A 25,674-nucleotide genomic window follows, 5' to 3' on the forward strand; every position below is an offset into this window, starting at 1 on the left:
CCTTATCGGCAAAACTCAAAAGCCCTCAGCGAGGGCTTTTTTTATGTCATCCCACGCTCTGCACAGGGTCTTGTTCAGGCGCTGGTATCGAGCAGGTTACCCTTGCGATCCTCGGCACCCGTCATGCCCTCCAGCTGTTTTCCAAGCGGGCTCTGCCGGTATTGCAGGTAGTCGATGCGCACCTGCTGGCGCTGGTAGCGATTCTCCATCCGATAGATGTCGGTGGCGCTGGGGGCGGTTGTTTCACTGCTCTCCTGCCCGCTTGCTTGCAGATAACGCTCCACCACGGCTTTATCCTGCTGGTGGGCGGCATAGGAGACCGCCATGGTTCTGCGGGCGCTTGCCTTCTCCTCGCTCTGCGCCTGCACCTCATCCTTCTTGTCCAGTGCCTGGTTGCGGGCCTGATTGATCTGCTCAGGCGTTACGTCGGGGTAGGAGGGATACTTGCTGTAATCGGGCAGCGGCATGGGCCGGGAGGTGATCTGCATGGCGACGCTTCTCTTCTGAACAGGGACGGACGCATGATACTGGTCCGGTTTCGCTCAAGAAAGCACCATCTGTTTGTTCGTCAAGAGTGGGTTCAGCTTCGCGAATCGATTGTTAATTGCACTGCCGCGGAGTAACAAAAAAGGCGCCATCAAGGCGCCTCTGTCGTTTCTGTCAGTCAGCCAAATCAGCTGAAGAACCAGTAACCACGGTTGACCAGCCGGGTCAGCAGTTGCAGGAAACCGGCCTGATCGGTAAGCGTAACCATGTCGGCCTGAGTGATGATGTCCTTGTCACACAGCAGGGAGATGGCGGCTGCATCTTCGCTTGCCAGGGTCCAGGCTTCGCCGTCGATATAGCACTGCTGACTGTCGCCGCTGAACCAGACGGTGCGCAGGCCAGGCACCTTGATGGCGGGCTCGCCCTGGGTCAGCAGGTCGGCCACTTCCTCGGCGCTGTAGTCAGGTTCGACCGGATTGACGTCCAGATCGTGCTTGGCTTCGGAGATCATGGTGCCGAACCACTCCTTGAACAGGGTCTCGTCATCGAGGGCCTGCTGCATCAGCTCGCGCAGACGGTGCAGCTCATGGGGCAAGATCTCGCCGTGGCGGGCGCGGGGCTTGAGATCCCCATCGCCGTAACGCTCGGTGCGCACCTCGTTGTCGATCAGGTGATCGGCAAAGGAGGATATGAGCGCTTTTGCGTCAGGCGCGCGGAAGCCCACGGAGAAGTTCATGGAAGGCTCGATGGCGTAGCCTTCGTGGGGGAATCCAGGCGGAATGTAGAGGATGTCGCCCGGCTCCATGATGACGTCGATGATCGCCTCGAACGGCTCGCAGTGCAGCAGCGCGGCGTGGGCGGCAAACTCGTTGAGAGGCTTGGCATCGCCGACGCGCCAGTGACGCTTGCCCAGGCCCTGGGTGATGAACACATCGTAGTTGTCGATGTGGGGACCGACACCCGCATGGGGGGTAGAGAAGCTCACCATCACATCGTCAAAGCGCCAGCCCGGAATGAACTGGAACGGCAGTGCCAGCTCGTTGACCTCGGGGGCCCAGTGGTTGCAGGCCTGCACCAGAATGGTCCAGTTCTCTTCGCCCAGATGGTCGTAAGATTCGAAGGGGCCGTGGGCCGCTTCCCACTTGTTGTCGAAGCGGGTCACCAGACGGGACTCGATAACCTCTTCCATGGCCAGGCCCGCCAGCTCGTCCGGGCTGATGGGATCCTGAAAATTCTTGAAGCCGCCCTTGATAAGGAGCGGGCGCTTCTGCCAGTAATGCTCGAGGAAGTGAGCGATATCCAGATTGAGTTCGTACATAGGTCTTCTCGTCAAAGGGTTCGACAAAGGTCAAGAGAGGTCTTGCCAGAGGCGGCTACCGGCCTCGGGCAAGCCCTCTTGCAAACTGTGTATAGGGTGTCACATAAAATAACCGGGGCCCTGTTGCAGATCATGCACAGGGCCCCGGTAGTGTCACTTGTCCGCTTATTTCAGCAGATCAACCAGACGCTGAGCCTGACCGATGTAGTTGGCCGGGGTCAGTTTCTTCAGCTCGACCTTGACCGCTTCCGGCAGTTCGAGGGTGTCGATGAAGGTGCGCATGCCTTCGGCATCGACGCGGCGACCACGGGTCAGCTCCTTGAGCTTCTCGTAGGGCTTCTCGATGCCGTAGCGGCGCATCACAGTCTGGATCGGCTCGGCCAGCACTTCCCAGTTGGCGTCCAGATCGGCGGCCATGGCACCGGCGTTGGCTTCCAGCTTGGAGATCCCCTTCAGGGTCGCCTGATAGGCAATCAGGGAGTAACCGACCGCCACACCCAGGTTGCGCAGCACGGTCGAATCGGTGAGGTCTCGCTGCCAGCGGGAGATGGGCAGCTTGGAGGCCAGGTGCTGGAACACGGCGTTGGCCAGACCCAGGTTGCCTTCGGAGTTCTCGAAGTCGATGGGGTTGACCTTGTGCGGCATGGTGGAGGAGCCGATTTCGCCCGCCACTGTGCGCTGCTTGAAGTGACCCAGCGAGATATAGCCCCACACGTCCCGATCGAAGTCGATGAGGATGGTGTTGAAGCGGGCCATGGCGTCAAACAGCTCGGCGATGTAGTCGTGCGGCTCGATCTGGGTGGTGTAGGGGTTCCAGTTCAGGCCGAGCGAAGTGACAAACTCCTCGGAGAACTGGTGCCAGTCCACTTCCGGATAGGCGCTGACGTGGGCGTTGTAGTTGCCGACCGCACCGTTGATCTTGCCGAGGATCTCCACCGCCATGATCTGCTTGAACTGGCGCTCCAGGCGATAGGCGACGTTGGCCATCTCCTTGCCCATGGTGCTCGGGGTCGCCGGCTGGCCGTGGGTGCGCGACAGCAGCGGCATGTCACGGTACTCGTGGGCCAGACGCTTGAGTTCGCTGATGAGCTTCTCGCAGTAAGGTTTGATGACCTCGTCACGGGCGGTTTTCAGCATCAGACCGTGGGAGTTGTTGTTGATGTCTTCCGAGGTACAGGCGAAGTGGATGAACTCGCTGACGGCGGCCAGCTCGGGGTTCACTTCAACCTTTTCTTTAAGGAAGTACTCCACCGCTTTCACATCATGGTTGGTGGTGCGCTCTATCTGTTTGATGCGGGCGGCGTCACTCTCGTTGAAGTTGAGGACTATGCCGTCGAGCAGGGCGTTGGCGGCCGCGCTCAGGGCAGGAACTTCCGGGATCCCGGCGTGGCTGGCCAGTTTCTGCAACCAGCGCACCTCAACTTCGACGCGAAAACGCAGCAGGCCGAATTCGGAGAAGATAGGGCGCAGGGCATCGGCCTTGTCGCCATAACGACCGTCAATCGGGGAAACAGCAGTCAGCGCGGACAGCTCCATGGGGTGAACTCCTGATGTTTGGTGTGGGGGTTAAAAACGTTTGGCCAATTCCACCATCTTCTTGCGAGCGAAGATGATCTGGGTGCGGCTGCCGCCGAGCTGGCGCCACAGCACGCAGGCACGGATGCCTGCCAGCAGCAGGGCGCGCACCTTGTGCTGCACCAGCGGCTGCTGCAGGAACAGCGGAGTACCCGCCACCTGGATGCGCGGCCCTATGGGGCTGATGAGATCGCTGTAGATGCTCGCCATGTTGGCCAGGATCTGCTCGTCGAGCAGATCGAAATGCTGTTGCTGGCGGCCGATCTGACCGATCCGCTCCCCCAGCATGTTGAGTATGTCCTTGCGCTTGGCCAGCTTGCGCTCCAGCGCGATCAGGCTGACCACGTAGCGGGTCAGTTCGGCGTTCTTCTGGCTGCCATCGGAGCCCAGCTGTTCGACCAGGGCGCGATAGCCATCACGAATGGCCAGGTGGTTGCCGAACACCTCCAGCGGCTGCTTGGGGTCGGTCACCAGCACGCTTTGCAGGCTCTCGCGCAGCGAGGCCTCATCACAGCTGCCGTCGCGCGCCACTTTCTGTACCAGATAGGCTGCCTGGCAGATGCCGGCAAAGGCCATGGTTCTGTCTTGGAATTTGTCAGTCATATGTTCACGGCCCTGTTTCGTTCATTCACTGGCTGATATCGCAGCAGGCCATGATCCGGCCCTGGCATTTTTCAGGCATCTCTCGTTGCCTTGTGCTGCTTGATCCTGCTGTTCGTTCAAACAGCGCCATTCCCGTTATTCAGTGGCGAGCCGTTTGGCATCGCGGCATCAATCTGAGCCTTCTCCCACGGGGGGAGAAGGGAGTCAAGTGCGCGGACGCCGGCAGGCTCCTGACCGGCTCACACCGGATGGCTGAAACGCTGTTCTATGATGCCGCCGCCCAGGCACACTTCCCCGTCATAGAAGACGGCGGACTGGCCCGGGGTCACTGCGGCCTGTTTCTCGTCGAAGATGACCCGGATGGTCTCATCGTCGATGGGCTGAATGAGGCAGGGGATGTCCTGCTGGCGATAGCGAGTCTTGACGGTGCAGCGACGCGGTGCGCGGATCGGGGTGCGATCCACCCAGTGCAGCTGGCTGGCAACCAGGCCGTCTGAGTAGAGGCGGGGGTGCTCGCCCTGCGCCACCACCAGCACGTTGCGCTCGACCTCTTTGTCGACCACATACCAGGCCTCTTCGGTGGCATCTTTGCGACCACCGATGCCGAGCCCCTTGCGCTGACCCAGGGTGTGATACATCAAGCCCTGATGCTCGCCGATCACCTTGCCGTCCACCGTTTCGATGGGGCCGGGCTGGGCGGGCAGGAACTTGGCCAGGAAGTCCTTGAATTTGCGCTCACCGATGAAGCAGATGCCGGTGGAGTCTTTCTTCTTGGCGGTGATGAGATCCAGCTGCTCGGCGATGCGGCGCACCTCCGGCTTCTCCAGATCCCCGACCGGGAACAGGCTCTGACCCACTTGCTTTTCGCTCAGGGTGTAGAGGAAGTAGCTCTGATCCTTGTTGCCGTCGAGACCGCGCAGCAGGCGCGGGTGGCCGGTGCTGTCGTCACGGCGCACGTAGTGGCCGGTGGCGATGTAGGTGGCACCCAGCTCTTCGGCGGCAAATTCGAGGAACGCCTTGAACTTGATCTCCTTGTTGCACAGGATATCCGGGTTCGGCGTGCGGCCTGCCTTGTACTCTTCGAGGAAGTGCTCGAACACATTGTCCCAGTACTCGGCGGCGAAGTTGATGGTATGCAGTTTCATACCCAGCTTGTCGCAGACGGCCTTGGCATCAGCCAAATCCTGGGAGGCAGAGCAATACTCGTCCGTGTCGTCTTCTTCCCAGTTCTTCATGAACAAGCCTTCGACCTGATAACCCTGCTGCTGCAGCAGGTAGGCCGAGACGGAAGAATCCACGCCGCCGGACATGCCGACGATCACCTTGATTTGGCTGTTGTCTGTCATTAGTCGAAGTTACCAGTTCGTTTAAACGGGGCGTATTCTACCAGAATTTCGCGCCCCCGGTCACATATCCATGCCCTGGCTCCCATCGGGAATGCAGTGGCAGGAAATCGTTTTTCTGCTGCTGGCCATCGAGGCCAAAAAAGAGCGCCAAATGGCCTCAGATAAAGGCCTTGAGCGCCGACAGAGGCAAGCGGGTGCCCGCCAGATAATCCTGGATGCACTGCCATACCAGCGGGCTGCGCAGGGCCGGTTTGCACTCGGCTATCTCCTCCAGGGTGAGCCAGTGGCAAGCCAGCACGTCGCCGTCAGGATCCTCTGGATGGTGCTGACCCGGCGCCTTTTCAAGGTCGAAGATGACGGCGGTGCGCACAAAGGTGGCCTCGCTGTCGGCCGGTTTGTAGAGATAGACCCCAAGCCAGGCGCTGGGGGCGGCAGTCAGTCCCGTCTCTTCTTTGAGCTCGCGGCAGGCCGCTTCAATCAGGTTTTCACCCGGTTCCACATGGCCGGCGGGCTGATTGAAACGGCGCTGGCCCTTGATCTCTTCTTCCACCAGCAGGAAGCGACCCTGCCAGTGCACCAGCGCAGCCACCGTCAATCTGGCCGGCATTCTCTCTTCCATCGGCGGGCGATCCATCATGATGACTCCTTGTCTGTGGTGTGACGGGCAGGACGGCGGGCCGTGCCGCGACCGCTGCTGCGGGGTTTGCCGCCGGTCGGGCTAGTGGTCGATGCGGTGCTGCGGGGCCGTTCATCCCGTCTCGGTTGGTTTGCCCGCCGTGGCGCGTCGCCTGCCGGTTTGGCTGCGCTGCCATCCGAGCGGGATGATGAGGGTTTGCGCTGGCGCTGGGCAGGCGCCAGCTCGGGAGCGGGCAGGCTGCGGCTCTGCCCGGGGGCCAGCTCATCGAGGGTCCAGTCGCCGATGGCGTAGCGGATCAGGCGCAGGGTGGGGTGGCCGATATGGGCCGTCATGCGCCGTACCTGACGGTTGCGCCCCTCCACTATCTTGATCTCCAGCCAGCGGGTGGGGATCTCCTTGCGCTCGCGAATGGGCGGAGTGCGCGGCCACACCGCGGGCTCGTCCATGATGCGCGCCTCGGCGGGCAGGGTCATGCCGTCGTTGAGCTCGACTCCGGCGCGCAGGGCGGCCAGCGCCTCCTCGCTTGGAATCCCTTCCACCTGCACCCAGTAGGTCTTGGGGGTCTTCTCCCCCGGCTGGGTGAGGCGAGCCTGCAGCTTGCCGTCGTTGGTGAGCAGCAAGAGCCCCTCGCTGTCGCGGTCCAGCCGGCCGGCGGCATAGATGCCGGGCTCCTTGATGTAATCCTTGAGGGTCTCCCGTCCTGCCTCGTCGGTGAACTGGCACAGCACCATGTAGGGCTTGTTCAGCAGCAACAACTTGCGATCGGCGGGGTCCACCCGCGGTTTCTGCCCGGCCTGTTCAGCCTCGTGTGCGTGCCGGGTGCCGGCCCGTGAGCGGGCAAGACCGGGCCGGTTGGCGTCATCCTGTGCGGTGCGGCCGGAGGCGGTCGTGCGGCCTTGGAGGGAGAGACGGGGGCGGGCAGATTTCATCGCATGCATACCAAAAACAGGGGATGGCGCAGTGTATCACAGGGGGCTGAGTGGATGGGGCATGGGGATGCGCTCACACGGCAGGCCAACGGCCTGGGGGGCAATGAACGGGGTGAATTGCACCCGATTCAGTGCATCTCAGCTCAGCAACCCTTCGATGACGATGGCCTGACGGGCGGGGGCCGAGCCTGCGTGCAAGAGCGCCGTGCTGACCACCTCGTCCATCATGGCGCGGGCCAGCCGGGTGAGGGGGCGCAACTGCTCGGGGGCGAGCCCGGCCGGGATCGCCAGCAATATGATGGTCTGCACCGGCCCGAGCGCCGATCCCCACTCGATGGGTTCGGCGCAACTCAAGAGCGAGACGGTGGGTTGGCGGATGGCGGGGCAGATCACGTGGGGCATGGCGAGGCCGGGCCGGATGATGGTGGCGGCGATCTGCTCGCGCTTGGCGATGGCCTGCTCAAGCGCGGGCCTGTCGCGTACCAGCTCGGCGGGCAAGAGATCGACCAGTACCCTCAGGGCCAGGGATTTGTCCAGCGATGCCGCCGCGTGCCCCAGCTGGGCGAGGGAAAAACAGTAGTCGGGCTGGGCGAGGCCAAGGCGCTGCTCGGCCTGGGCGGCGGTGGCGGGGCGGCCAAGGGGCTGGCCCAGCTCCACGCACCAGCAGGTGAAGGCCATGTGGGCGAGTTCGGCATCCAGCCCCTCGATGAGCAGCAGACAGAGATCGCCGGGTTGGGTGGCCAGGGTGAGCAGGGAGAGCTGGTTGGTCGCCTCCACCGTCTGGCGGCGGCTGACGTTGATGAACTGGATATGGGACTTGAACAGTCCGGCCAGCCGGCTCAGCTGTTTGGCCTGGGTGATGGTCAATCCCAGCCGGCAGAAGAAGGTGAGCTCGCGGGTGAGCATTCAGACGCCGACGGTGGCGGTTTTGAGCACGGCGCTGGCATCCAGCAGCACTGATTCCAGCGATACCTGGCGAACCTGGCAACCGAGGAAGCGATCCTTCTGCTCAATCTCAATCTCGATGTCGGAGGCGATCAGCACCAGATCGGCGCAGGCGATGTCACGCGCGGTGAGAATGTTCTCCAGCCCCATGGCACCCTGGGTTTCAACCTTGATCTTCAGCCCCAGCTTGTCGGCGGCTTTTTGCAGCGCTTCGGCGGCCATGTAGGTGTGGGCTATGCCGGTGGGGCAGGCGGTGACGGCGAGGATCTTCATCGGTTCTCGAAGCAAAGAGAGGTGGGCCAACAAGATAGCGCCAAGGGGCGGACTTTGCCAAAGCTGAGGGGCAAAAATGGGATCTTGGCAGCCCTGTGGTGCCTGCATGCACAGGGGATGGCAAGGGTATGGATTCATCTGCTGACGATGGGAGCGACAATAAAAAACCGGCCCCGCCAGAAGGCGGGGCCGGTTGCATCCAGTTAACGCGGGTTCAGGCTGACTGGGTTGCCAGCTCGGCGGCGTTCAGTGCGCGTTGGTTCAGACGGATTGAGTGGCCAGGGTAGCGGCTTTCAATTCCCGTTTGATACGGCGGATTTTGCGCTCTTCGGCCACGGCCACGCAGGCCATCAGCACCAGACAGGCGGCGGCTGCTATGTCCAGCGCCGCAAAGGTGCCGGCCCAGCCGGTCAGACCGAAGATGGGGGTGCCATCGGCGATCATGCCCAGGCCCAGCTTGGCGAAGCTGTCACCTATGAGGTAGGCGAAGGTGCCCTTGACGCCATCGGCCACGCTTATGCCCTGTTTGGGTACGAAGCCCACGGCGGCCACGCCGATCAGCAGCTGCGGACCAAACACCAGGAAGCCTAGGGTGAACAGTGAGCCGAGGAACATGAACTGGGTGGTGGCGTGCTGGTAGAGACCCAGGGTCGCGATGATCAGCGCCAGTGCCACGCAAGCCACCAGACCGCGACGGCCGTTGGCCAGATCGGAGAGGTAACCCCACATCAGGGTGCCGACCAGGGCGCCCACTTCGAAGAAGGTAAAGCCCTGGATGGCAATCTCCTTGGAGAAGCCCAGCTCCTGGTGAGCGTAGACGGTGGACCACTGGTCGATGCCGATGCGCACCACGTAGAGGAAGATGTTGGCAAAGCAGAGCAGCCAGATCACCTTGTTCATCAGCACGTACTTCACGAAGATCTGACCCTTGGTCAGCTTCTGCTCTTCGGTGGCGATGTCTTCTTCACTGGCCACCTCGTCAAACAGCTCTTCTACCTTGCCCAGGCCATAGGCTTCCGGTGAATCGCTGCCAAAACGCAGGCCAACGAAGCCGACCACCAGCGCTATGATGGACGGGAAGATGAACATGCCGAGCACGTTGCCATCGAACAGGTAGTTGGCACCGAACAGCGCCACCCCGGCCGCACCGGCACCGCCCACGTTGTGGGAGAGGTTCCACATGCCGAGATAGGTACCGCGCTTGTTGCGGGGGGTCCACTTGGTGATGGTGGAGTAGCTGCAGGAGCCGCCGCAGCTCTGGAAGAAGCCGCTCAGCGCATAGAAGAAGATCATGAAGTAGAGGCTGAAACCCGTGCCGCCCATGCTGGCACTGAAGCCGAGCATGCAGAGGGCGGAGAGGATCAGCATCAGCGGCAGGAACTGCTTGGTGTTCTTGCCATCGGCGTAGTAGGAGACGACCGTCTTGCCCACCCCGTAGGTGATGGAGAAGCCAAGGCCTATCATGCCAAGCTCGGTCATGGAGAGACCGTACTCCTGGATCATGTCATTCTGCGCAATGTTGAAGTTCTTGCGGATCAGATACATGGTCAGATAGCCAATAAATACAACCAGATAGGATTGCATAAAGGGCTTGAACCAGAGTTTGCGCCGGGCTGCGACCGGCAAGTCCAGGGTCGGGACCCGCACCTGCTTGAGAAAATCCAACATATTCATCCTCTGCGAGATAGTCGGTATTTCCGCCGCGCCCCTCACTTTTTGGTTGGTGTTAGAGGTCGCGCCACGGAAAGGACAACAGCAAGAGGTTGGACTGTGCGCCTCGCTCTCCTGTCGATTGAACCCATGCCCACTCCCTGCGCCACTGCGAGGGTCGGGTAACTACATCAGGTAGCGTGACTTTAATGAGGCGCGGCGCAAATGGCGTGAGAGCCATCCCTAGGGGCATTAGGAAAATTTCCTAGTTTGGCGGGATCCGGCCATGAAGCGTGAAGGGGATCACAGCGTGGCGGCATATTGCCGCCATTTCAGCTTGTTTGGTGGTGGGGTCTGTTGTGGATGAGGATGCATGGTTGGTGAGAGAAGCATGGAGTCTGGTCGCGAGTGCCGAACAGGTGGGGGATCCATGCAGTTGAAAGGCCACCGTACGGTGGCCTTTCTCTATTTTTACACCCTCAGGCTTGGCATGCTGTCGCCACGTGGTTTTTCTCCCGTTTCGCTAGCCAGCATCACTGCTCTTGATACCAGTTGTTGCAAGGCCCGCTGGAGCCGCGGTGCCTCGGCCTTCGCCAGTGACAGCTGGCACCAGAGGATCAGGTGATTGTCCTGACCCAGGGCAACCCGGATAGTGCCGGGCTCGGGGCTGAAGAGGTTATCCTGCAGCAACTCGCGAGCCTGCGCTTCGCCGCCAAGCACACCCGCACGCAGAAACATGACCATGCTTTCCCCGTCGAGTGGGGCCAGATGGATGGCCCAGAGTTTGTCCAGTGTGAGGCAGGCATGACCTGCTTCATCTTGCTCGATGGGTTCGATGCCGAGATGGGTTGCCAGTTCGCCAAGGCGAGTCGTATAGAGGTTCATTGTGTGGCTCATCCCAGATAGTTGTTGCTGACGTTGAAGCGGCCCTTGTTCTCATCCTGCGGGCGACAGAAGTGGCAGACCAGCTGATCCGGCAGCCAACCCAGCGTGTCCTTGAACCCCTGCAGTAGATCGGCAAAATGAACGCCTTTGGCTTCACGGTTGAGCAGCACGAAGTCAAATGGTTGCGCGGCGCCGTCCCGGTTCATTCTGCCGATCAGCTCGGCCGCCTGCTCGGGCTGGGTACGGATGCCGCCATCCAGCCGGTAGTTGGTCGCCTCCCGGCTCAAGGTGCCGTAGATCTGGCTTTCATCCCGGAAAGCGACCCGATCATCCTTCAGCTTCTCGGCAAAGGCCATGGTGTTGGAGACCAGCACGTTGTTGCGGGTCGAGGCAAAATCAAATTCAATCCCTTCCGGCTTGGTGAAGGTCCCCTCATTGACGCCGCTCCCGTGGGAAGAGAAGAGCACATTGCGGTTGAGCTGCTGTTGGCCACTGAACAGATAGGCTATCTCTTTGCCATTGATGGTGATGGGAGTGATGGCTATCTGGTGTTGCCGCTCAAGTGATATGCGTGCAGCCTCGGGCAGATTGGTGCTGCTGACCTTGATGTGCTGACCATCGCTCAGGCGGGCGGCAATATCATTTTTGGCAAACAGGCTGTCAGCTTTGGCCAGATCCTCTGCGCGAAGAGCACCCTTGCCCGGAATATGGATACCGAAGCTGCCGGGTTTGCTGGCGCTGGGCCAAATCGCGGGGCGGTCGAAGTTAGCTGCCGGTTTTTCTGCGAGCACGCTGACGGCGCCGCCCCAACGGGCTTCGAGCTGTCGAGTTTGCTGGCTGGCACTGTAAGCGTCGAGTTGACTCTTGGCATCTGCCAGCGTCGGTGCGTGTTTCATGCCTTGGTTCGGAATAAATATGCCGAATTGTCCCGGTTTGCTGGCACTGGGCCAAATGGCGGCAGCATTGGTGCCGGGGGCCGGTTTGCTGGCCAATACCTGCACATCTTGTCCTGCGAAATGGTGGCACAGATCCACCATGCCGTTCTGGCCACGGGGGGGCTGGGCGGGAGCCGGTTTTGTGGCGCGCTCGGGTAGCGGCGGTGGCAGTTGGCGAGAGGCGGCATCCAACAGCAGTTTGGCATCAGCGAGTGAAAGCTGGTCGGAGCGCAATCCGGCGAGAACGGCATTGCCACCTGTATCTTGCTGTAGCTTGAAGTTGGCGATATGCGGCAGCAAGCCTGCCACTTCCTGGTGATTGAGGGAGATGTTGCGTACCTGCTCCAGTACCGCGCTGGCAAATGCATGCTCCTGGCTGGATGCACCCGCACCAATGTTGCCATGGCTGCTATTGCCAAGACGACCGGCTTGATCGGCGTGACCTAACTGGCTGATTTGCTGATTGACGAGTGTCTGTAGGGCTTGGATCTGCATTGAACCTCCTGTTGTGTATCTGGAGGTCATTCTATGGAGATGGTGAAATGCACTCCGTCAGGAAACGGCACTCAATTTGTAGAAAATGGTTGAAGTGATGAGAGGAAACGGTGAGCGCGGGGTAAAAAGTGGAGAGGCCGAATGGCCTCTCCTGGCAGGTATTCACGGGTGATCAGGCCGCCTTGGCGAGTTCCACCTGGTCGGTTTTCTTCACCCGCAGTTTTTTCAGGGCAACCGCCACCACGCCGGTGACGATGGCGCCACAGATCATGCAGAGCAGCGCCAGCAGCGGCTTGTTGACCGCACCCAGCAGGGCAACGATGGGGCCACCGTGAGCCACGCTGTTGGTGATGCCGAACAGGAAGGCCATCACGGCGGCTGTCATGCTGCCCAGCACGTTGGCGGGGATGACGGCGAGCGGGTCACGGGCGGCGAACGGGATCGCCCCTTCCGAGATACCCACCAGGCCCATGGCACCGGCGGCTTTGCCCGCTTCGATTTCGGAGGCATCGAAGATACCCAGCTTGCGACCGAGCACGGTCGCAAGCGACATGCCGAGCGGCGCGGCCGGGATGGCGCAAGCCATGGCCCCCATAAACTGGGTCTGACCGGAGGCTATCATGCCCACCGAGAACAGGAAGGCCACCTTGTTGACCGGGCCACCCATGTCAAAGCCGGCCATGCCACCGAGTACGATACCCAGCAGCACCAGACTGCCACCGCTCATGGAGAGCAGCATGGCGTTCAGGCCCGTCATCATGTCGGCAATGGGGGCACCTATGATGAAGATGAAGACCGCAGCGATAAAGAGCGACCCGACGATGGGCGCGATCAGGATAGGCACCAGCGGCTGCACCATCTTGTGGTAGTGACGGGTGGCAATCCAGCGCACCAGATAACCGACCAGCAGGCCCGCTATGATGGCACCGATAAAGCCTGTACCGGCGTCGGCGCCATAGAAGCTGCCGTTGTTGGCGATCCAGCCGCCGATAAAGCCCGGTGCCAGCGCCGGACGATCACCGATGGCGTAGGCGATATAGCCCGCCAGAATGGGGATCATCAGGGTAAAGGCGGCCACGCCCACGTTGAGGATCTGGTTCCACATGCTCCCTTCCGGGATCTGCATGCCGCTCGGGGTCGGGTTGCCACCGATGGCCAGTGCCAGCGCGATCAGCAGACCACCTGTGACCACAAAGGGGATCATGTGGGAGACGCCGTTCATCAGGTAGCGATAGAGATCGGAACTGCCGCCCGTGCTCTTATCCTCTCCCTTCTTGTCCTCTTTGCCTGCCACATAGGCCGGCGCCTTCAGCGCCTGCTCAATAAGACCCTTGCCATCCTTGATGGGGGCTTTCACCCCAGTCTTGATGAGCGGCTTGCCGTTGAAGCGGGCCATGTCCACCTGCTTATCGCAGGCCACGACGATAGCGCTGGCGCGGGCGATCTCGGTCGCGGTCGGGCTGTTCTTGACGCCGATGGAGCCGTTGGTCTCCACCTTCACCTCGTAACCCAGCTCCTTGGCGGCACGCTCCAGCGACTCTGCCGCCAGATAGGTGTGGGCGATGCCGGCCGGACAACCGGTGACACCTATGATGAAGCCCTTGCTGGTGGTCGGGGCAGCGGTTTGCTCCTCCTTGCGCTCCAGCAGCAGCGCCAGCGCAGCAGCCGAGCTCTTGGCAGCCAGCAACTTGGCAATAAAACCTTCTTCAATCAGCTTGGCGGAGAGCTCGGCCAGCACCTCGATATGGTGGTTGGCGCCACCGGCCGGGGAGGCAATCATGAAGAACAGCTGGGACGGCTTGCCATCCTCGGCGCCGTACTCGATGCCGTTGCGGCTGATGCCGATGGCCACCGCCGGTGTGCTCACAGCCGCACTCTTGGCGTGGGGCAGGGCAACGCCCTCCTCGAAGCCAGTGTTGTCCAGCTCTTCCCGGGCCCACAGGTCCTTGATGAACTGCTGCTCATCGCTGACCTTGCCCTGCGCGACCAGCAAGCGGGCCATCTCGCTGAAGACCTCCTCCTTGCTCGTTGCGTTCAAATCGAGATTGATCAGATGTTCGTTGATCAGTGTGGTGATCATGGCGCTCTCCCGCTCCCGTGAGGGAGCCTGTTGGCATGCCGCCCGTGCTGGCACGGCATGCAGACAAAATTGACCTCACTATTATCGCGCCGGGGAGCAAGCCACCCTATCGGACAAATGTGCGAATGACTGGATTTTTGTGCGGCAAGATCCCGAGTGTGAACCGGATCCCAAAGCTAGGCGTTGGGCACCAGTAGCGAATTAAATTGGTTTTCACATATAAAATCATGTTGTTAGCATTCTTCCCCTTGCGGTCATATTGCTGTGGCCCTACCAGTCTGGACGGGAGAGAGAAGCTTCTTCTGTAAATTTGTGAGGGTATATGATGGAACGAGATGTGAGCCGGCGCACATAAATGGCTGTCATCATGGGAGCTTGGGGGAGTACAAACTGGAGAAATGGGCTTGGCGAGCGGGAGCTCCGGGGCAACCGCAGGGTGCAATGAACGGAGTGAGTTGTACCGCCGATAGGGGTGGCAGGGGTGGGAGTCGCGGTACATATTGCATCCTGAGGATGGGCGCGATGAGCCCATCCTCAGGATGCTTGTCAGAGACTCCGGCTGTTGTTGCTTGACGTGATAGCGATGCACTGGCCAGCCAATTACCGCCATTGCTGCCGCGACGAGAATCCCGATCAGACAGAGGCGTCCCACCTCCCGATAAAGCAAATCCATATGAAAATCCTGCCGGATAAGTGCCGGGGTCAAGCCGAGTGGCGCCGTAATGGCCAGGCTGGATATGAATTTCACAAGCAATCTGGTTCAGTTTTTTGGGGAACGTCTGTATTGATTCATTCTTGTATAATCCAGTTAGCTCTATTGGGGCGAGTAAGGAACTCCTTGAATATGGATATTTTTCAGTTTGCCATTTCGAAATAGACATCAGGTGCCATTAAATTAAGCATCCACCTACTCCGTTGACGGTTGCCGTGGCGTTCGAAAATTCAATATCCAAGATACGCCAATGCCCGAAACGGCTTTGCTAACCGAACCTACGGGATTTATTATTTACGTGGCATCATCAACCATAGACCGCAGAGTGCGACACCCATACCCAGCAAGCGAGTGACTGAAAAGGCTTCTCGAAAAAACAACAGTCCAATAGGTAAAAGCAAGAGTGTACTCGCCGCATTGGTCAGGAATGAAGATATCCCCAGATGGCCACCGGCTCGATATAACAACAAGAATCCAAGCTCAATCCCTAAAATCCCCAGCGCCACGCCCGCAACACTCCAGTTTAATATTTGGATGCTGCGACTACCGTCATAAAAATAAATGCCAGGTAAACATAATAAAAGGGCGATACCATAACTCAAGGACAAAGATAAAAATGGATTGACACCACTAGGTACAAATTTAATCGAAAGGTGGTATACGACCGAACCTGCGATAGCAAGAATGACAGCTAAAACATACATCGTGAACTCCAGCTAAATAATAAAAGCATGCTCAGTCTAGCGGATGCCGTAGTTCATAGGTAGACTGCAAAAATGTATGGCAGTTATAAGATTTATTTATGGCAAATGACTTTGATACCGCACTGCTGCGCTCTTTCGTGAGTGTTGTGCGATGTGGCAGCATTAACCGGGCCGCAATATTGCAAGGGAAAACACAGCCAGCGCTTAGCCAGCAAATTCAGCGTTTAGAACAGCAACTAGGCCATGCATTGCTGCTTCGCTCCAACAGAGGTATACGTTTAAGTACGGAGGGGGAGGCGTTATTACCTTATGCAGAACGCATTTTGAGTCTAACCGATCAACTGAGTCTAAAGCCTGCATCACAAGGTAAACTGCATTGCAGTATTGGTTTGGTTGAAGATCTTGTGAGTAATCACTTTACCCGCGTGCTAGCAGACTTTGCTTGTGTGCATCCTGGATTAAGCTTGCGGGTTGAGGTGACTAACAAGCAGTCACTATTTGCTGCGTTTGAACGTGGTGAGTTGGATGTGTTGGTCAGCATGCCGATTGCCAATGCGCCAGCACCAATTCAGGAATTCAGTTTTCCACTTTATTGGTTTGCAGCTCATGGGTTCGAACATCAAGGTGAATCATTACCTTTAGTCATTTTCAGTCAACCTTGCTCATGGCGTAATCGTATATTAGAGGCATTGAATAGAGAAGGTATTCCTTGGCATATAGTATTTGAGAGCAGTAGCCTTGCAGCTTTACAGGCTGCTACAGAGGCTGGGCTGGGCGTCGTCGCTTTATTTTCTCAAACACCCCCCAAGCATAGCCAGAGATTGACCCAACTCCCTGCACTCCCAAATATTACAATTGCAGTTTATCGCCAGCGGGGTGATACGGATAAGACGGTTCAAGATTTAACCAATTTGTTTCTAAGAGAAATGCAGCATAATGTTGTAACGCTAAATGATGGTGAAGGACAGTAGAGCACTGAATAAAGGGGGCTCAGCCAAGTCTGTGCGATCAGGAAGTTCTTCATGGGCAAGGTACCGTCGTTTCGATTGCTGTCTCGTTGGATATATGGCTCATCTCGTATCTTGGGCTAAAAATCGCAGGCTGGTGCTGAACGAAGTGAAGCCAAGGTTTACCGCGACATGAAGCGTCAATTCTGGTGTGCCAATCTCTTTCATCCACGTTTATTCCGCTCTGGCTGGCGCAATAATGCTCGCCTGTCGGGCTTCTCTACGCGCTGCGCCAACCTAATAACCACGCTACCACTTGTGATGACAGCTGCCAGTCTGCTGCGGCTAACCGGTGATATAGCGGGGCATGGCTGTTCGATTACCTTATTGCGGCACAGGCAGCGATCCCGAGAGAGCCTGGTTGCAACTGGGGCATAACAAGCGGTGGTGGAAGGGGGTAAAACGACGCTTTGCGAGAAAGCGACCAGTGATCAACAAATGGGTGAGAGCGCGGCATATTTGTGCAGCTGCAGGCTGACCATCACCCCTTACTGGGAGCAACAGCCACTCAATACTCCAGAAACTTCTCGCCGCAGCGTTCGCAGATCAGATGTTTTACATGGGTGGCCTGATAGGCGAGGGTCTGGCCGAATACCGCATTGGTCAGGCTGCTGGAGCGAAAGGCTTGCCAGAAGGCTTTGCGCGGGTCTTTGGGCATTACATCCTGGCTGTGATCCCGTGGCACCAGTACCACTATATGGCGGGTGCGCTCCCTGCATTTGTCACAGCGATGGATTTCACTTGGCGGGTTCTGGTCGTGCTGGCTGGTCATGATGGCGCTCGTGCAGGCTTGTGAAGAGAGTGGGGCGCCCATCATATTCCTCCCCACTTGGCTCTCAACCCCCTCGCCAGAGGGAGTTTGCCAATCGGGATCGGGATCACCTTTCCGGCGACCGGGGCCAGTCAGGGGACTGCGTCCTATCTCTGCTTGTCAGCCGGGGACGCTGGCATCGCTGCGCCGTTCCAGTGCCCGCTCCACATAGAGATAGCCGATGCCCATCACCTGTTGGGCGCGGTTGAGCGTGCCGACGCGCAGTTGGGTTGCATTGACCGCATCGCTGCAATCGAATGGATTGGCGCCGGTCTGGTGGATAATGGTCTGCAGCCAGGTTTCACCAAAGCCGCAGCTGCGGCCATAGAGCCAGATGCGGTTGATGTTGAGGATATTGAGGAAGTTGTAGAGGCTCAGGCCAATGGCGCGGGCCCCTTCGTCCACCAGGGCGCGGATCATGGCATCTCCCTGATGGTAGAGTGCGAGCAGCTGGGTCGTATCCAGCTCCACACCCGCCAGCGCCGGGTTGTCGGCACTGGTTTGTTGCTTGAGAAACACCCTGGCCCGTTTTTTGATGGCAAACAGCGAGGCGACCGTCTCCAGGCAGCCGTAGCGGCCGCAGGCACAGGCGCTGCCGTCCGGGTTGATGATGGTGTGGCCTATCTGGCCGCTGCCAAACAGGGCACCCCGATAGATCTGGCCGTTGATGATAAAGGCGGACCCTATGCCGTAGTCGACGTTGATGACACAAAAATCCCCGTTTCCTTCCCGGCCCTGCCACTTCTGGGCCAGTGCCAGCATGATGCAGTCGTTATCCACCATCACCTCGCAACCCAGCCGCTCCTCCAGCAGGTACTTGAGCTCGACCGGCGCGTGCCATGGGGCTTGCGGCATGGTTTGCGACACCCCGGTCGCCGGATTGACCTGACCGTGTACCGACAGGGCCAGCCGGATCGCCAGCCCCTTGTGGCGGCGTTTGTGCTGGTAGTAGTGCGCTTCAATCAGGCGCAGCAGTTCATCTGGGGTTTGCGGGGCAATCTTTTGGTCGCTGAACTCACCCTGCGGGGTGATCAGGTTATCCACCAGTATGCTCTCCAGACGGGTGGGGCTGATATTGAGGCAAAGAATGGCCCCCTGGCCGCTGGCAATGCGGTAGCTGCCGCCATTGATGCCGCGCTGGGAGAGGTTCTGTTCGCTGTGGTTGATGGCGCCATCGGCAACCAGTTCGTCGAGGATCTTGCTGACCGCCGGGATGGAGAGCTCGCAATGGCGGGCCAGGGTGGACTTGCTCGCCTCCTTGAGCTGATAGAGCAGGGCCAGCAGCACCTGCTTGTTGTGGTGGCGGACTTTCTGGTTGTTCAACCCTATGTTCATCTATTCACTAAACTCCGCTTACTGTATTGCGTGATCTTTAAGCGAAAATCGCTGTCATCGCCATTCTAAACTGGCCTCATCGAAACGTTTACTAATAAATGTTGAATGAGGCGAGATTGATGAGAGCTGATGTAAGAGTCTGGGTAGAGGCCGTCACCCTGCCGACCTACGAGGTCGGTGCCGAAGATCCCAACCCCATGTTTCTCGAGAAGCGGGTCTATCAGGGCTCCTCGGGGGCCGTCTATCCCTATGGTGTGATCGACACCCTCACCGGCCAGAAGCAGATGAAGTCCTATCAGGCGGTCTGGCTGGAGAACGACTTTATCAAGGTGATGCTGCTGCCGGAGTTGGGTGGCCGTATCCACCGTGCCTACGACAAGGTGATGAATCGCGACTTCGTCTATTACAACGAGGTGATCAAACCGGCGCTGGTGGGGCTGGTGGGGCCCTGGATCTCCGGCGGCATCGAGTTCAACTGGCCGCAGCACCACAGACCCACAACCTTTATGCCGGTGGATTTCACCATTGCGGAGCAGGAGGGCGGCGCCAAGACCGTCTGGCTCGGCGAGGTCGAGCCGATGCGTGGTCTGCAGGTGATGGCGGGCTTCACCCTCTATCCCGACAAGGCGCTTATCGAGATCACCGGCAAGGTGTTCAACGGCAACGACACGCCGCGCCACTTCCTCTGGTGGTCCAACCCGGCAGTGAAAGGGGGCGATGCCCACCAGAGCGTCTTCCCGCCCGATGTGACTGCCGTCTATGACCACGGCAAACGCGACGTCAGTGCCTTCCCCATCGCCCGCGGCACCTATTACAAGGTGGACTACTCCGCCGGGGTCGATATCTCCCGTTACCGCAACATTCCGGTGCCCACCTCCTATATGGCAGACAAGTCTGACTACGACTTCGTCGGCGCCTACTGTCATGACGAGCAGGGCGGCCTGTTGCACGTGGCGGATCACCATGTTTCGCCGGGCAAGAAGCAGTGGAGCTGGGGCAACTGTGACTTCGGTCTGGCCTGGGATCGCAACCTGACCGACCACAACGGCCCCTACATCGAGCTGATGACCGGGGTCTACACCGACAACCAGCCCGACTTCACCTGGCTGGATGCGGGGGAGGAGAAGGTGTTCGTGCAGAACTTCCTGCCCTACAACACCCTCGGCACCCTGCAAAATGCCAACACCCGCGCCGCCATCAAGCTGGAGCGCACCGACGATGGTCTGCTGTGCGGTGCCTACGCAATCGCGCCGCTGTGCCATGCCCGTTTCGAAGTGAGTGACGAAGGCGGCGTGCTGTTCACCCAGACGCTGGACCTGCAACCGGGTCAAGCCTGGCTTGAGCCGTTCGCCATCACCAGCGAGGGACGTTTGCAGGTGCGCCTGCTGGATGAGCAGGGCCAGCCGATCCTGAGCTATCTCGAGCATCAGCCCGCAGCCGAAGCCCTGCCGGATCCGGCCACGGCGCCGGAGCCTGCCGTCAATCTCGACTCGGTCGACGAGCTCTACTTCATCGGCCAGCATCTTGAGCAGTATCTGCACGCCAGCCGCTCGCCCTTTGATTACTACCTGCGGGCTCTGGAGCTGGATGGTGGCGACTATCGCTGCAACCTGGCGCTGGCGACGCTGGAGTACAACCGCGCCAACTATGAGCAGGCGCTGGGCTACGCCAATCAGGCGCTGGTCCGTGCCCATCGGCTCAACAAGAACCCCCAGTGTGGCAAGGCCAGCTTGCTGCGCGGCCACATTGAGGAGCGTTTGGGGCAGTTCGATGCCGCCTTCGATGACTTCTACAAGGCGACCTGGAGCGGCAACTGCCGCGACAGTGGCTTCCTCGGGCTGGCCCGCATCGCCATGGTGCGCCGTGATCCGCTGCAGGCACTGCCCTTTGTCGAGAAGAGTCTTGCGGTCAACGGCACCCACTACTGTGCCATCGCCCTCAAAGGGTTGGCGCTGCTGGAGTCTGGCCAGCGAGAGGCCGCCATCGCCTATATCGACGAGCAGCGAGTCCGTTATCCGCTTCACTATCAGCTGGCCTTCCTGCGCTGGCTGGCAAGCGAGCAGCCGACCGATCTCGAGGCGCTGCGCACCCTGTGCAACGGGCGCGGGGTGAACCTCTGTTTCCTGGCCAGCAATCTGCTGGCGCTGGGACGCCCCGAGCTGGCGCAGCAACTGCTCTCAGCACTGACGGTGGAAGAGACCCTGCCGCTGCTGTTTCAGGCCGCGCTGCTGCCGGAAGGTGAGGCGCAAGATGCCCTGCTGCAACGGGCCGAGCAGGCCTTTGGCCGCAAGGTGCGCTTCCCCAATACCCTTGGCGAGGTGGCCATGCTGGCGCAACTGCCCCACAGCTGGTTCGCCAGCTATCTGCTGGGCTGCTTCCACTACAGCAAGCGCAGCTACCCGCAAGCCATCGCCCTGTGGCAGCAGGTGTGCGAGCAGGCACCCGGATTTGCCCCGGCCTGGCGCAACCTTGGCATCTATCACTTCAACAAGAGCTGCGATCCGGTGGCGGCCGAGCAGTGTCTGAGTCGGGCCTTTGCCCTCAAGCCAGACGATGCCCGTCTGCTGTTCGAGCTGGATCAACTGCACAAGCGCTGCGCCATGGCCCCCGCCGAGCGGCTGGCGCTGCTGGAGGCGCATCGTGAGGTGGCCCTCAAGCGCGACGATCTGACCGCCGAATTGCTCAGCCTCTATCACATCACCGGCCAGCTGGATGCGGCGGCCGAGATCTTGCGGCTGCGCGAATTCCACCCCTGGGAGGGGGGCGAGGGCAAGGTGACCGGCCAGTACCTCATCAATCAGCAGCGCCGGGCGCTGGTGTTGATGACTCAAGGACGCCATGAGCAGGCCATTCCGTTGCTGCAACAGGCGCTGCACTACCCCCTCAATCTGGGGGAGGGGCGTCTGGTGGGACAGACCGATAACGACATCCACTACCTGCTGGCGCTCTGCCATCTGGCTTGTGACAACCAGAGTCTGGCGGTCCAGTGCCTGCAACAGGCCTGCCTCGGCCAAGGATCGCTCGGGGCCAGCCGCTACTACAACGATCAGCCGGTGGATTACCTCTTCTATCAGGGCATGGCGCTGGCACGTCTTGGCCGGGTTGCGGAGGCGCAGCGTCTGTTCGAGGGAATGGTGGCCTGGGCCGAGCAGGCGATGGGCGAGTCGGTCGAGGCGGACTTTTTCGCCGTCTCGCTACCCGACCTCATCGTGCTGGATGACGATCCGCAGCACCAACATCGCCAGCACTGCCTGCTGGTCAGGGCGCTCGGCTTGTTGGGGTTGGGTCAGCGCGATGGCTGTGAACAAACCTTGCGAGAGCTGCTCGCCCTCAACCCGGCTCACGACAAGGGGCACCTCTTTGCCCTGATCTGCCGCGAGCTGTCACTCCACTCATAACACTCATAACAAAAACCGGCGCCCCGCCACGGTGAGGGGCGCCACTGCACCCTACAATCGACAAGATGATAAGGATGAGTCATGGAACGCACGACAAATCAATTGGATACGAATGGGCTCAATATGAGCTACATCTGGATGATCTGCCTGGTGGCCGCCTGCGGTGGCCTGCTGTTTGGTTATGACTGGGTCGTGATTGGCGGGGCCAAGCCCTTCTATGAGGCCTACTTCGCCATTACGGATCCGGCCCAGTCCGGCTGGGCCATGAGTTCGGCGCTGGTGGGCTGCGTGCTGGGGGCCGCCATTTCCGGTTGGTCTGCCGACCGCTTCGGTCGCAAGAAGCCGCTGATCTTGGCCGCCGTCCTGTTCACCATCTCGGCGTGGGGCACTGCGGCGGCCAGCGACTTCGATCTGTTCGTGGTCTATCGCATCATAGGCGGTATCGGCATCGGTCTGGCCTCTGCGCTTTCGCCCATGTACATCGCCGAGATAAGCCCGGCCGAAAAACGGGGCAAGTTCGTGGCCATTAACCAGCTCACCATAGTCATCGGGGTGCTGGCCGCCCAGTTGGTGAACCTGATGATCGCCGATCCGGTGGCGAGCAATGCAACTCAGGCCGATATTCTGGCTACCTGGAATGGCCAGTCCGGCTGGCGCTGGATGTTCGGCGCCGAACTGGTGCCGGCCCTGGCGTTTCTGGTGTTGATGTTCTTCGTGCCGGAGTCGCCGCGCTGGTTGGCCAAAGATGGTCAGTATGAGAAAGCCTCCCGCATGCTCGGCAAGATTGGCGGTGATGCCTATGCCAAGCAGACCCTGGCCGATATCCGTCAAACCCTGGTGGGCGAGACCCACAAGGTTTCGCTGGCGGAGCTGGGCAAACCCTCGGTGCGGCCAATCCTCATCATCGGAATTGTGCTGGCGGTGTTCCAGCAGTGGTGCGGCATCAACGTCATCTTCAACTATGCGCAGGAGATCTTCGCCTCCGCCGGGTTTGACATCAACAGCACCCTCAAATCCATCGTCGCCACCGGTCTTATCAACCTGCTGTTTACCCTGATTGCGCTGCCCATGGTGGACAAGATTGGCCGTCGCAAGCTGATGCTGATTGGCTCGGCGGGGCTGACCATCATCTATGCCATGATGGCGGCTGCCTATGCCAGCGGTATGCTGGGGCTGCCAGTGTTGCTGCTGGTGCTGGCGGCCATCGCCATCTATGCCCTGACCCTGGCGCCGGTCACCTGGGTGCTGCTCTCGGAGATTTTCCCCAACCGGGTGCGCGGATTGGCGATGTCGGCCGGTACGCTGGCGCTCTGGATTGCCTGTTTCGTCCTGACCTACACCTTCCCGCTACTCAATGCCGGGCTGGGCGCTGCAGGCAGTTTCCTGCTTTATGGCCTCATCTGTTTCGCCGGTCTCATCTTTATCTATCGCAAGGTGCCCGAGACCAAGGGGGTGACGCTGGAAGCGCTGGAAGCTCAGCTGGCCCAGGGCAAGGTCGAACTGACTCCGGCCAAGGCGAGTACGGCTGCATGACGGTATACACATTGAGCAACCCGCATCTTAGGATGCGGGTTTCAACACAAGGGGCCTGCCTGCTGGGGCTGGAAGATGACAAAGGGCGCCCGCTGCTGCGAGACACTGACCTGGCGCAGCCCTGGCATCCCGGGCAGAGCGCGCTGTTTCCCATGTTGCCGCTGGCCAATCGGGTAGCGGGCAATCGGTTCGAGCTGTGGGGGGATGAGTGTGCATTGCCCGCGAGCGAGCTTGATCCCGACTTCTTTTTGCATGGGGATGGCTGGTTGCAGCCCTGGCAGCCGGTTGCGTTGACCGACAGCTCGGTGACCTTGCAGCTCACCAGCCAGAATGGCCCTTTTCACTATCTGGCTGAGCTCGACTATCGGCTGCAGGGAGCGAGCCTGGTGGCGCGGATCAGCCTGACCCATCTCGGGGAGAGCCCCGGCCTCTACGGCGCCGGTTTCCACCCCTTTTTCTGGCGCGACGAGCAGACTCGAATACGCTTTCTGGCGAGCGGCGTCTGGCAGGAGGGGGAGGACCATTTGCCGACCGATTGGTCGAGTCGGCTGGCGCCCAAGCTCGACTTTCGCCAGTGGCAGCGCCCGCAAGGGTGGCTCAACCACTGTTATGGCGGCTGGCGTGGTCAGGCCGAGATTGACCATCCTGCTCGCCAGCAGCGCCTGATGGTTTCAAGCGAGTGCGCCTTCCTGATGCTCTACCAGCCCGATGAGGGGAGTGGCTTCGTCTGTCTGGAGCCCCAGAGTCACGCCGCCAATGCCCACCACATGGCAGGTCACCCTGGCCTGCGCCTGCTCAGCCGCGGCGATCGCATGAGCATCGGCATGACCCTCAGCCTGCAGCGGACACAAGCAGCCCAATAACCTTCCCTGGCTCCCTTTAACGACAGGAAGCCTGCAAGGGCCTCAAGGATATGGGCGGGAGAGATCCTGACCTCAGGCCGACTCCCGCTTCTGCAGATTGGGGGTGATGATATGGCGATTGGGGGCAAGCTCGGGTTGCTGCATCCGGGTCAGCAGCCGCTGGGCGGCTTGTCTGCCAATTTCACGGGCCGGTGAGCTGATGAAGGTGAGGGCAGGGGAGGTGAGTTCCGCCTCTGCCACGTCGTCAAAGCCGAGCAGGGCGACCTGCTGGCCTATGTAGTTGTCCTTGCCCACGGTGCGCCCGCTCGCCTCCACCCCGTAAATGCCGCCGAGCGCAACCTCTGGGTAGTGGCAGAGCACGGCGGTTACCTTGGGATGCTGGTGCAGCAGCTGGGCTATGGTGTCGGCTGCGCTGCGCTGGGTGCGCTCGCACTCCAGTACCCACTCCGGTTTGAAGGGGAGGCCGTATTGCAGCAGGCTGGCGCAGTAGCCGCCGATGCGCTCGGCGCGGGTGAGGGAGTCGGCTCGCCCGCCCACGTAGGCGATATGGCGGTGGCCCTGCTCGATGAGATAGGTGGTAGCCTGCTGGGCGGCATGGGTGTTGTCGGGGCCGATAAAGTCCACGTCATCCCGGTAGTAGGAGCGGGCGGCGCACACCACCGGCAGCTCTGAGTCGAGCAGGGTCTCCAGGGTTTTGGCCGCCGCGCCGCGCACCGGATTGAAGATGATGCCCGCCACCCCTTGCCGTGACAGGGACTGGATGCTCTGCTGCAACCGCTCCGGGCTGTGGCCGCACTGGGTCAAAAACAGCAAATAGCCCTGCTGCTCCAGCACCTCGCTCACCCCGGCGGTCACCTCGGTATAGAAGGGATCCGTGATGTCGCGCAGGATCAGCCCCACCAGATTGGATTGCTGGCTGCGCAGGTTGGCGGCGGCGCTGTTGGGCACGTAGTCGAGCTCTTTTATCGCCTGCTGCACCCGCTCGGTGGTGGCCGGGGAGATACGGCCCTTGCCATTGAGTACCATGGAGACGGTAGTGACCGAAACCCCCGCCAGCTGGGCGACATCGGTGATCTTGACGTTTTTCGAGACGAGCGGTTTGGTCGACATAGGTTTGGACGGCATGGGTTGTGACGACATAGGGCGAGTGCTGC

The 25,674-nt window shown here is 60.1% G+C and carries 21 protein-coding genes; 4 read left to right on the top strand and 17 right to left on the bottom strand.

The features are described from left to right. Positions 1-74: 74 nt before the first annotated feature. From BN1128_RS20055 to BN1128_RS24945, 14 genes are all read right to left on the bottom strand, one after another. Positions 75-488, bottom strand: a complete 414-nt coding sequence (locus BN1128_RS20055; protein ID WP_042872063.1) for a hypothetical protein — start codon at positions 486-488, stop codon at positions 75-77. A gap of 185 nt (positions 489-673) precedes the next feature. Beyond that, positions 674-1,804: a ribosomal protein uL16 3-hydroxylase gene (locus tag BN1128_RS20060; protein WP_042872065.1), complete on the bottom strand. Its 1,131-nt coding sequence runs from the start codon at positions 1,802-1,804 to the stop codon at positions 674-676. A 165-nt stretch (positions 1,805-1,969) separates the two neighbouring features. Next, the gene (gene purB, locus BN1128_RS20065; protein ID WP_042872066.1) at positions 1,970-3,340 is read right to left on the bottom strand and encodes an adenylosuccinate lyase; all 1,371 of its coding nucleotides are present in this window, start codon (positions 3,338-3,340) and stop codon (positions 1,970-1,972) included. A 30-nt stretch (positions 3,341-3,370) separates the two neighbouring features. Next, positions 3,371-3,982 (bottom strand): high frequency lysogenization protein HflD, encoded by a 612-nt coding sequence (gene hflD / locus BN1128_RS20070; protein WP_042872068.1) that lies wholly within the window; start codon positions 3,980-3,982, stop codon positions 3,371-3,373. A gap of 239 nt (positions 3,983-4,221) precedes the next feature. Continuing rightward, on the bottom strand, positions 4,222-5,328 hold the full coding sequence (gene mnmA, locus BN1128_RS20075; RefSeq protein ID WP_042872072.1) for a tRNA 2-thiouridine(34) synthase MnmA: 1,107 nt from the start codon (positions 5,326-5,328) through the stop codon (positions 4,222-4,224). A 157-nt stretch (positions 5,329-5,485) separates the two neighbouring features. Further along, on the bottom strand, positions 5,486-5,965 hold the full coding sequence (locus tag BN1128_RS20080) for an NUDIX hydrolase (RefSeq protein ID WP_042872074.1): 480 nt from the start codon (positions 5,963-5,965) through the stop codon (positions 5,486-5,488). Next, the gene (locus BN1128_RS20085) at positions 5,962-6,894 is read right to left on the bottom strand and encodes a pseudouridine synthase (RefSeq protein WP_042872076.1); all 933 of its coding nucleotides are present in this window, start codon (positions 6,892-6,894) and stop codon (positions 5,962-5,964) included. The genes BN1128_RS20080 and BN1128_RS20085 overlap by 4 nt, the downstream gene beginning before the upstream one ends. 138 nt (positions 6,895-7,032) lie before the next feature. Next, positions 7,033-7,800, bottom strand: a complete 768-nt coding sequence (locus BN1128_RS20090) for a PTS sugar transporter subunit IIA (RefSeq protein WP_042872078.1) — start codon at positions 7,798-7,800, stop codon at positions 7,033-7,035. Next, positions 7,801-8,112 carry a PTS fructose transporter subunit IIB gene (locus BN1128_RS20095; RefSeq protein ID WP_042872081.1) on the bottom strand — a complete coding sequence of 104 codons (312 nt, stop codon included), beginning with the start codon at positions 8,110-8,112 and terminating at the stop codon, positions 7,801-7,803. Between the two features lie 261 nt (positions 8,113-8,373). After that, on the bottom strand, positions 8,374-9,780 hold the full coding sequence (uhpT, locus tag BN1128_RS20100) for a hexose-6-phosphate:phosphate antiporter (RefSeq protein WP_042872083.1): 1,407 nt from the start codon (positions 9,778-9,780) through the stop codon (positions 8,374-8,376). 453 nt (positions 9,781-10,233) lie between these two features. Further along, positions 10,234-10,647, bottom strand: a complete 414-nt coding sequence (locus BN1128_RS20105) for a CesT family type III secretion system chaperone (protein ID WP_042872086.1) — start codon at positions 10,645-10,647, stop codon at positions 10,234-10,236. A gap of 8 nt (positions 10,648-10,655) precedes the next feature. Next, positions 10,656-12,077, bottom strand: coding sequence for a hypothetical protein (locus BN1128_RS24185; protein WP_052445541.1), 1,422 nt, complete (start codon positions 12,075-12,077; stop codon positions 10,656-10,658). Between the two features lie 172 nt (positions 12,078-12,249). Next, on the bottom strand, positions 12,250-14,157 hold the full coding sequence (locus tag BN1128_RS20115) for a fructose-specific PTS transporter subunit EIIC (protein WP_042872088.1): 1,908 nt from the start codon (positions 14,155-14,157) through the stop codon (positions 12,250-12,252). Positions 14,158-15,159: 1,002 nt separating this feature from the next. After that, a complete protein-coding gene (locus tag BN1128_RS24945) occupies positions 15,160-15,573 on the bottom strand; it encodes an EamA family transporter (RefSeq protein WP_082030487.1) in 414 nt (137 codons plus the stop codon). A 98-nt stretch (positions 15,574-15,671) separates the two neighbouring features. On the opposite strand from BN1128_RS24945, the gene BN1128_RS24950 reads away from it, so the two are divergent. Continuing rightward, positions 15,672-16,544 (top strand): LysR substrate-binding domain-containing protein, encoded by an 873-nt coding sequence (locus tag BN1128_RS24950; protein ID WP_080741045.1) that lies wholly within the window; start codon positions 15,672-15,674, stop codon positions 16,542-16,544. Positions 16,545-17,088: 544 nt separating this feature from the next. Here BN1128_RS24950 and BN1128_RS20120 read toward each other — a convergent pair. Beyond that, positions 17,089-17,352 (bottom strand): hypothetical protein, encoded by a 264-nt coding sequence (locus BN1128_RS20120; protein ID WP_042872090.1) that lies wholly within the window; start codon positions 17,350-17,352, stop codon positions 17,089-17,091. 159 nt (positions 17,353-17,511) lie between these two features. Next, entirely contained in the window at positions 17,512-18,726 is a 1,215-nt protein-coding gene (locus tag BN1128_RS20125; protein ID WP_042872092.1) for an ROK family transcriptional regulator, read from the bottom strand. 119 nt (positions 18,727-18,845) lie between these two features. On the opposite strand from BN1128_RS20125, the gene BN1128_RS20130 reads away from it, so the two are divergent. From BN1128_RS20130 to BN1128_RS20140, 3 genes are all read left to right on the top strand, one after another. Continuing rightward, positions 18,846-22,124: a DUF5107 domain-containing protein gene (locus BN1128_RS20130; RefSeq protein ID WP_042872094.1), complete on the top strand. Its 3,279-nt coding sequence runs from the start codon at positions 18,846-18,848 to the stop codon at positions 22,122-22,124. 81 nt (positions 22,125-22,205) lie between these two features. Beyond that, positions 22,206-23,657, top strand: coding sequence for a sugar porter family MFS transporter (locus BN1128_RS20135; RefSeq protein WP_042872095.1), 1,452 nt, complete (start codon positions 22,206-22,208; stop codon positions 23,655-23,657). Then, a complete protein-coding gene (locus BN1128_RS20140) occupies positions 23,654-24,520 on the top strand; it encodes an aldose 1-epimerase (protein ID WP_042872097.1) in 867 nt (288 codons plus the stop codon). The genes BN1128_RS20135 and BN1128_RS20140 overlap by 4 nt, the downstream gene beginning before the upstream one ends. Positions 24,521-24,592: 72 nt before the next feature. Here the strand turns inward: BN1128_RS20140 and BN1128_RS20145 are convergent, their stop codons facing one another. Next, the gene (locus BN1128_RS20145) at positions 24,593-25,630 is read right to left on the bottom strand and encodes a Mal regulon transcriptional regulator MalI (RefSeq protein WP_042872186.1); all 1,038 of its coding nucleotides are present in this window, start codon (positions 25,628-25,630) and stop codon (positions 24,593-24,595) included. Positions 25,631-25,674: the final 44 nt, after the last annotated feature.

This window comes from Aeromonas piscicola (assembly GCF_000820005.1).
In the GTDB taxonomy this organism is placed as follows: domain Bacteria; phylum Pseudomonadota; class Gammaproteobacteria; order Enterobacterales; family Aeromonadaceae; genus Aeromonas; species Aeromonas piscicola.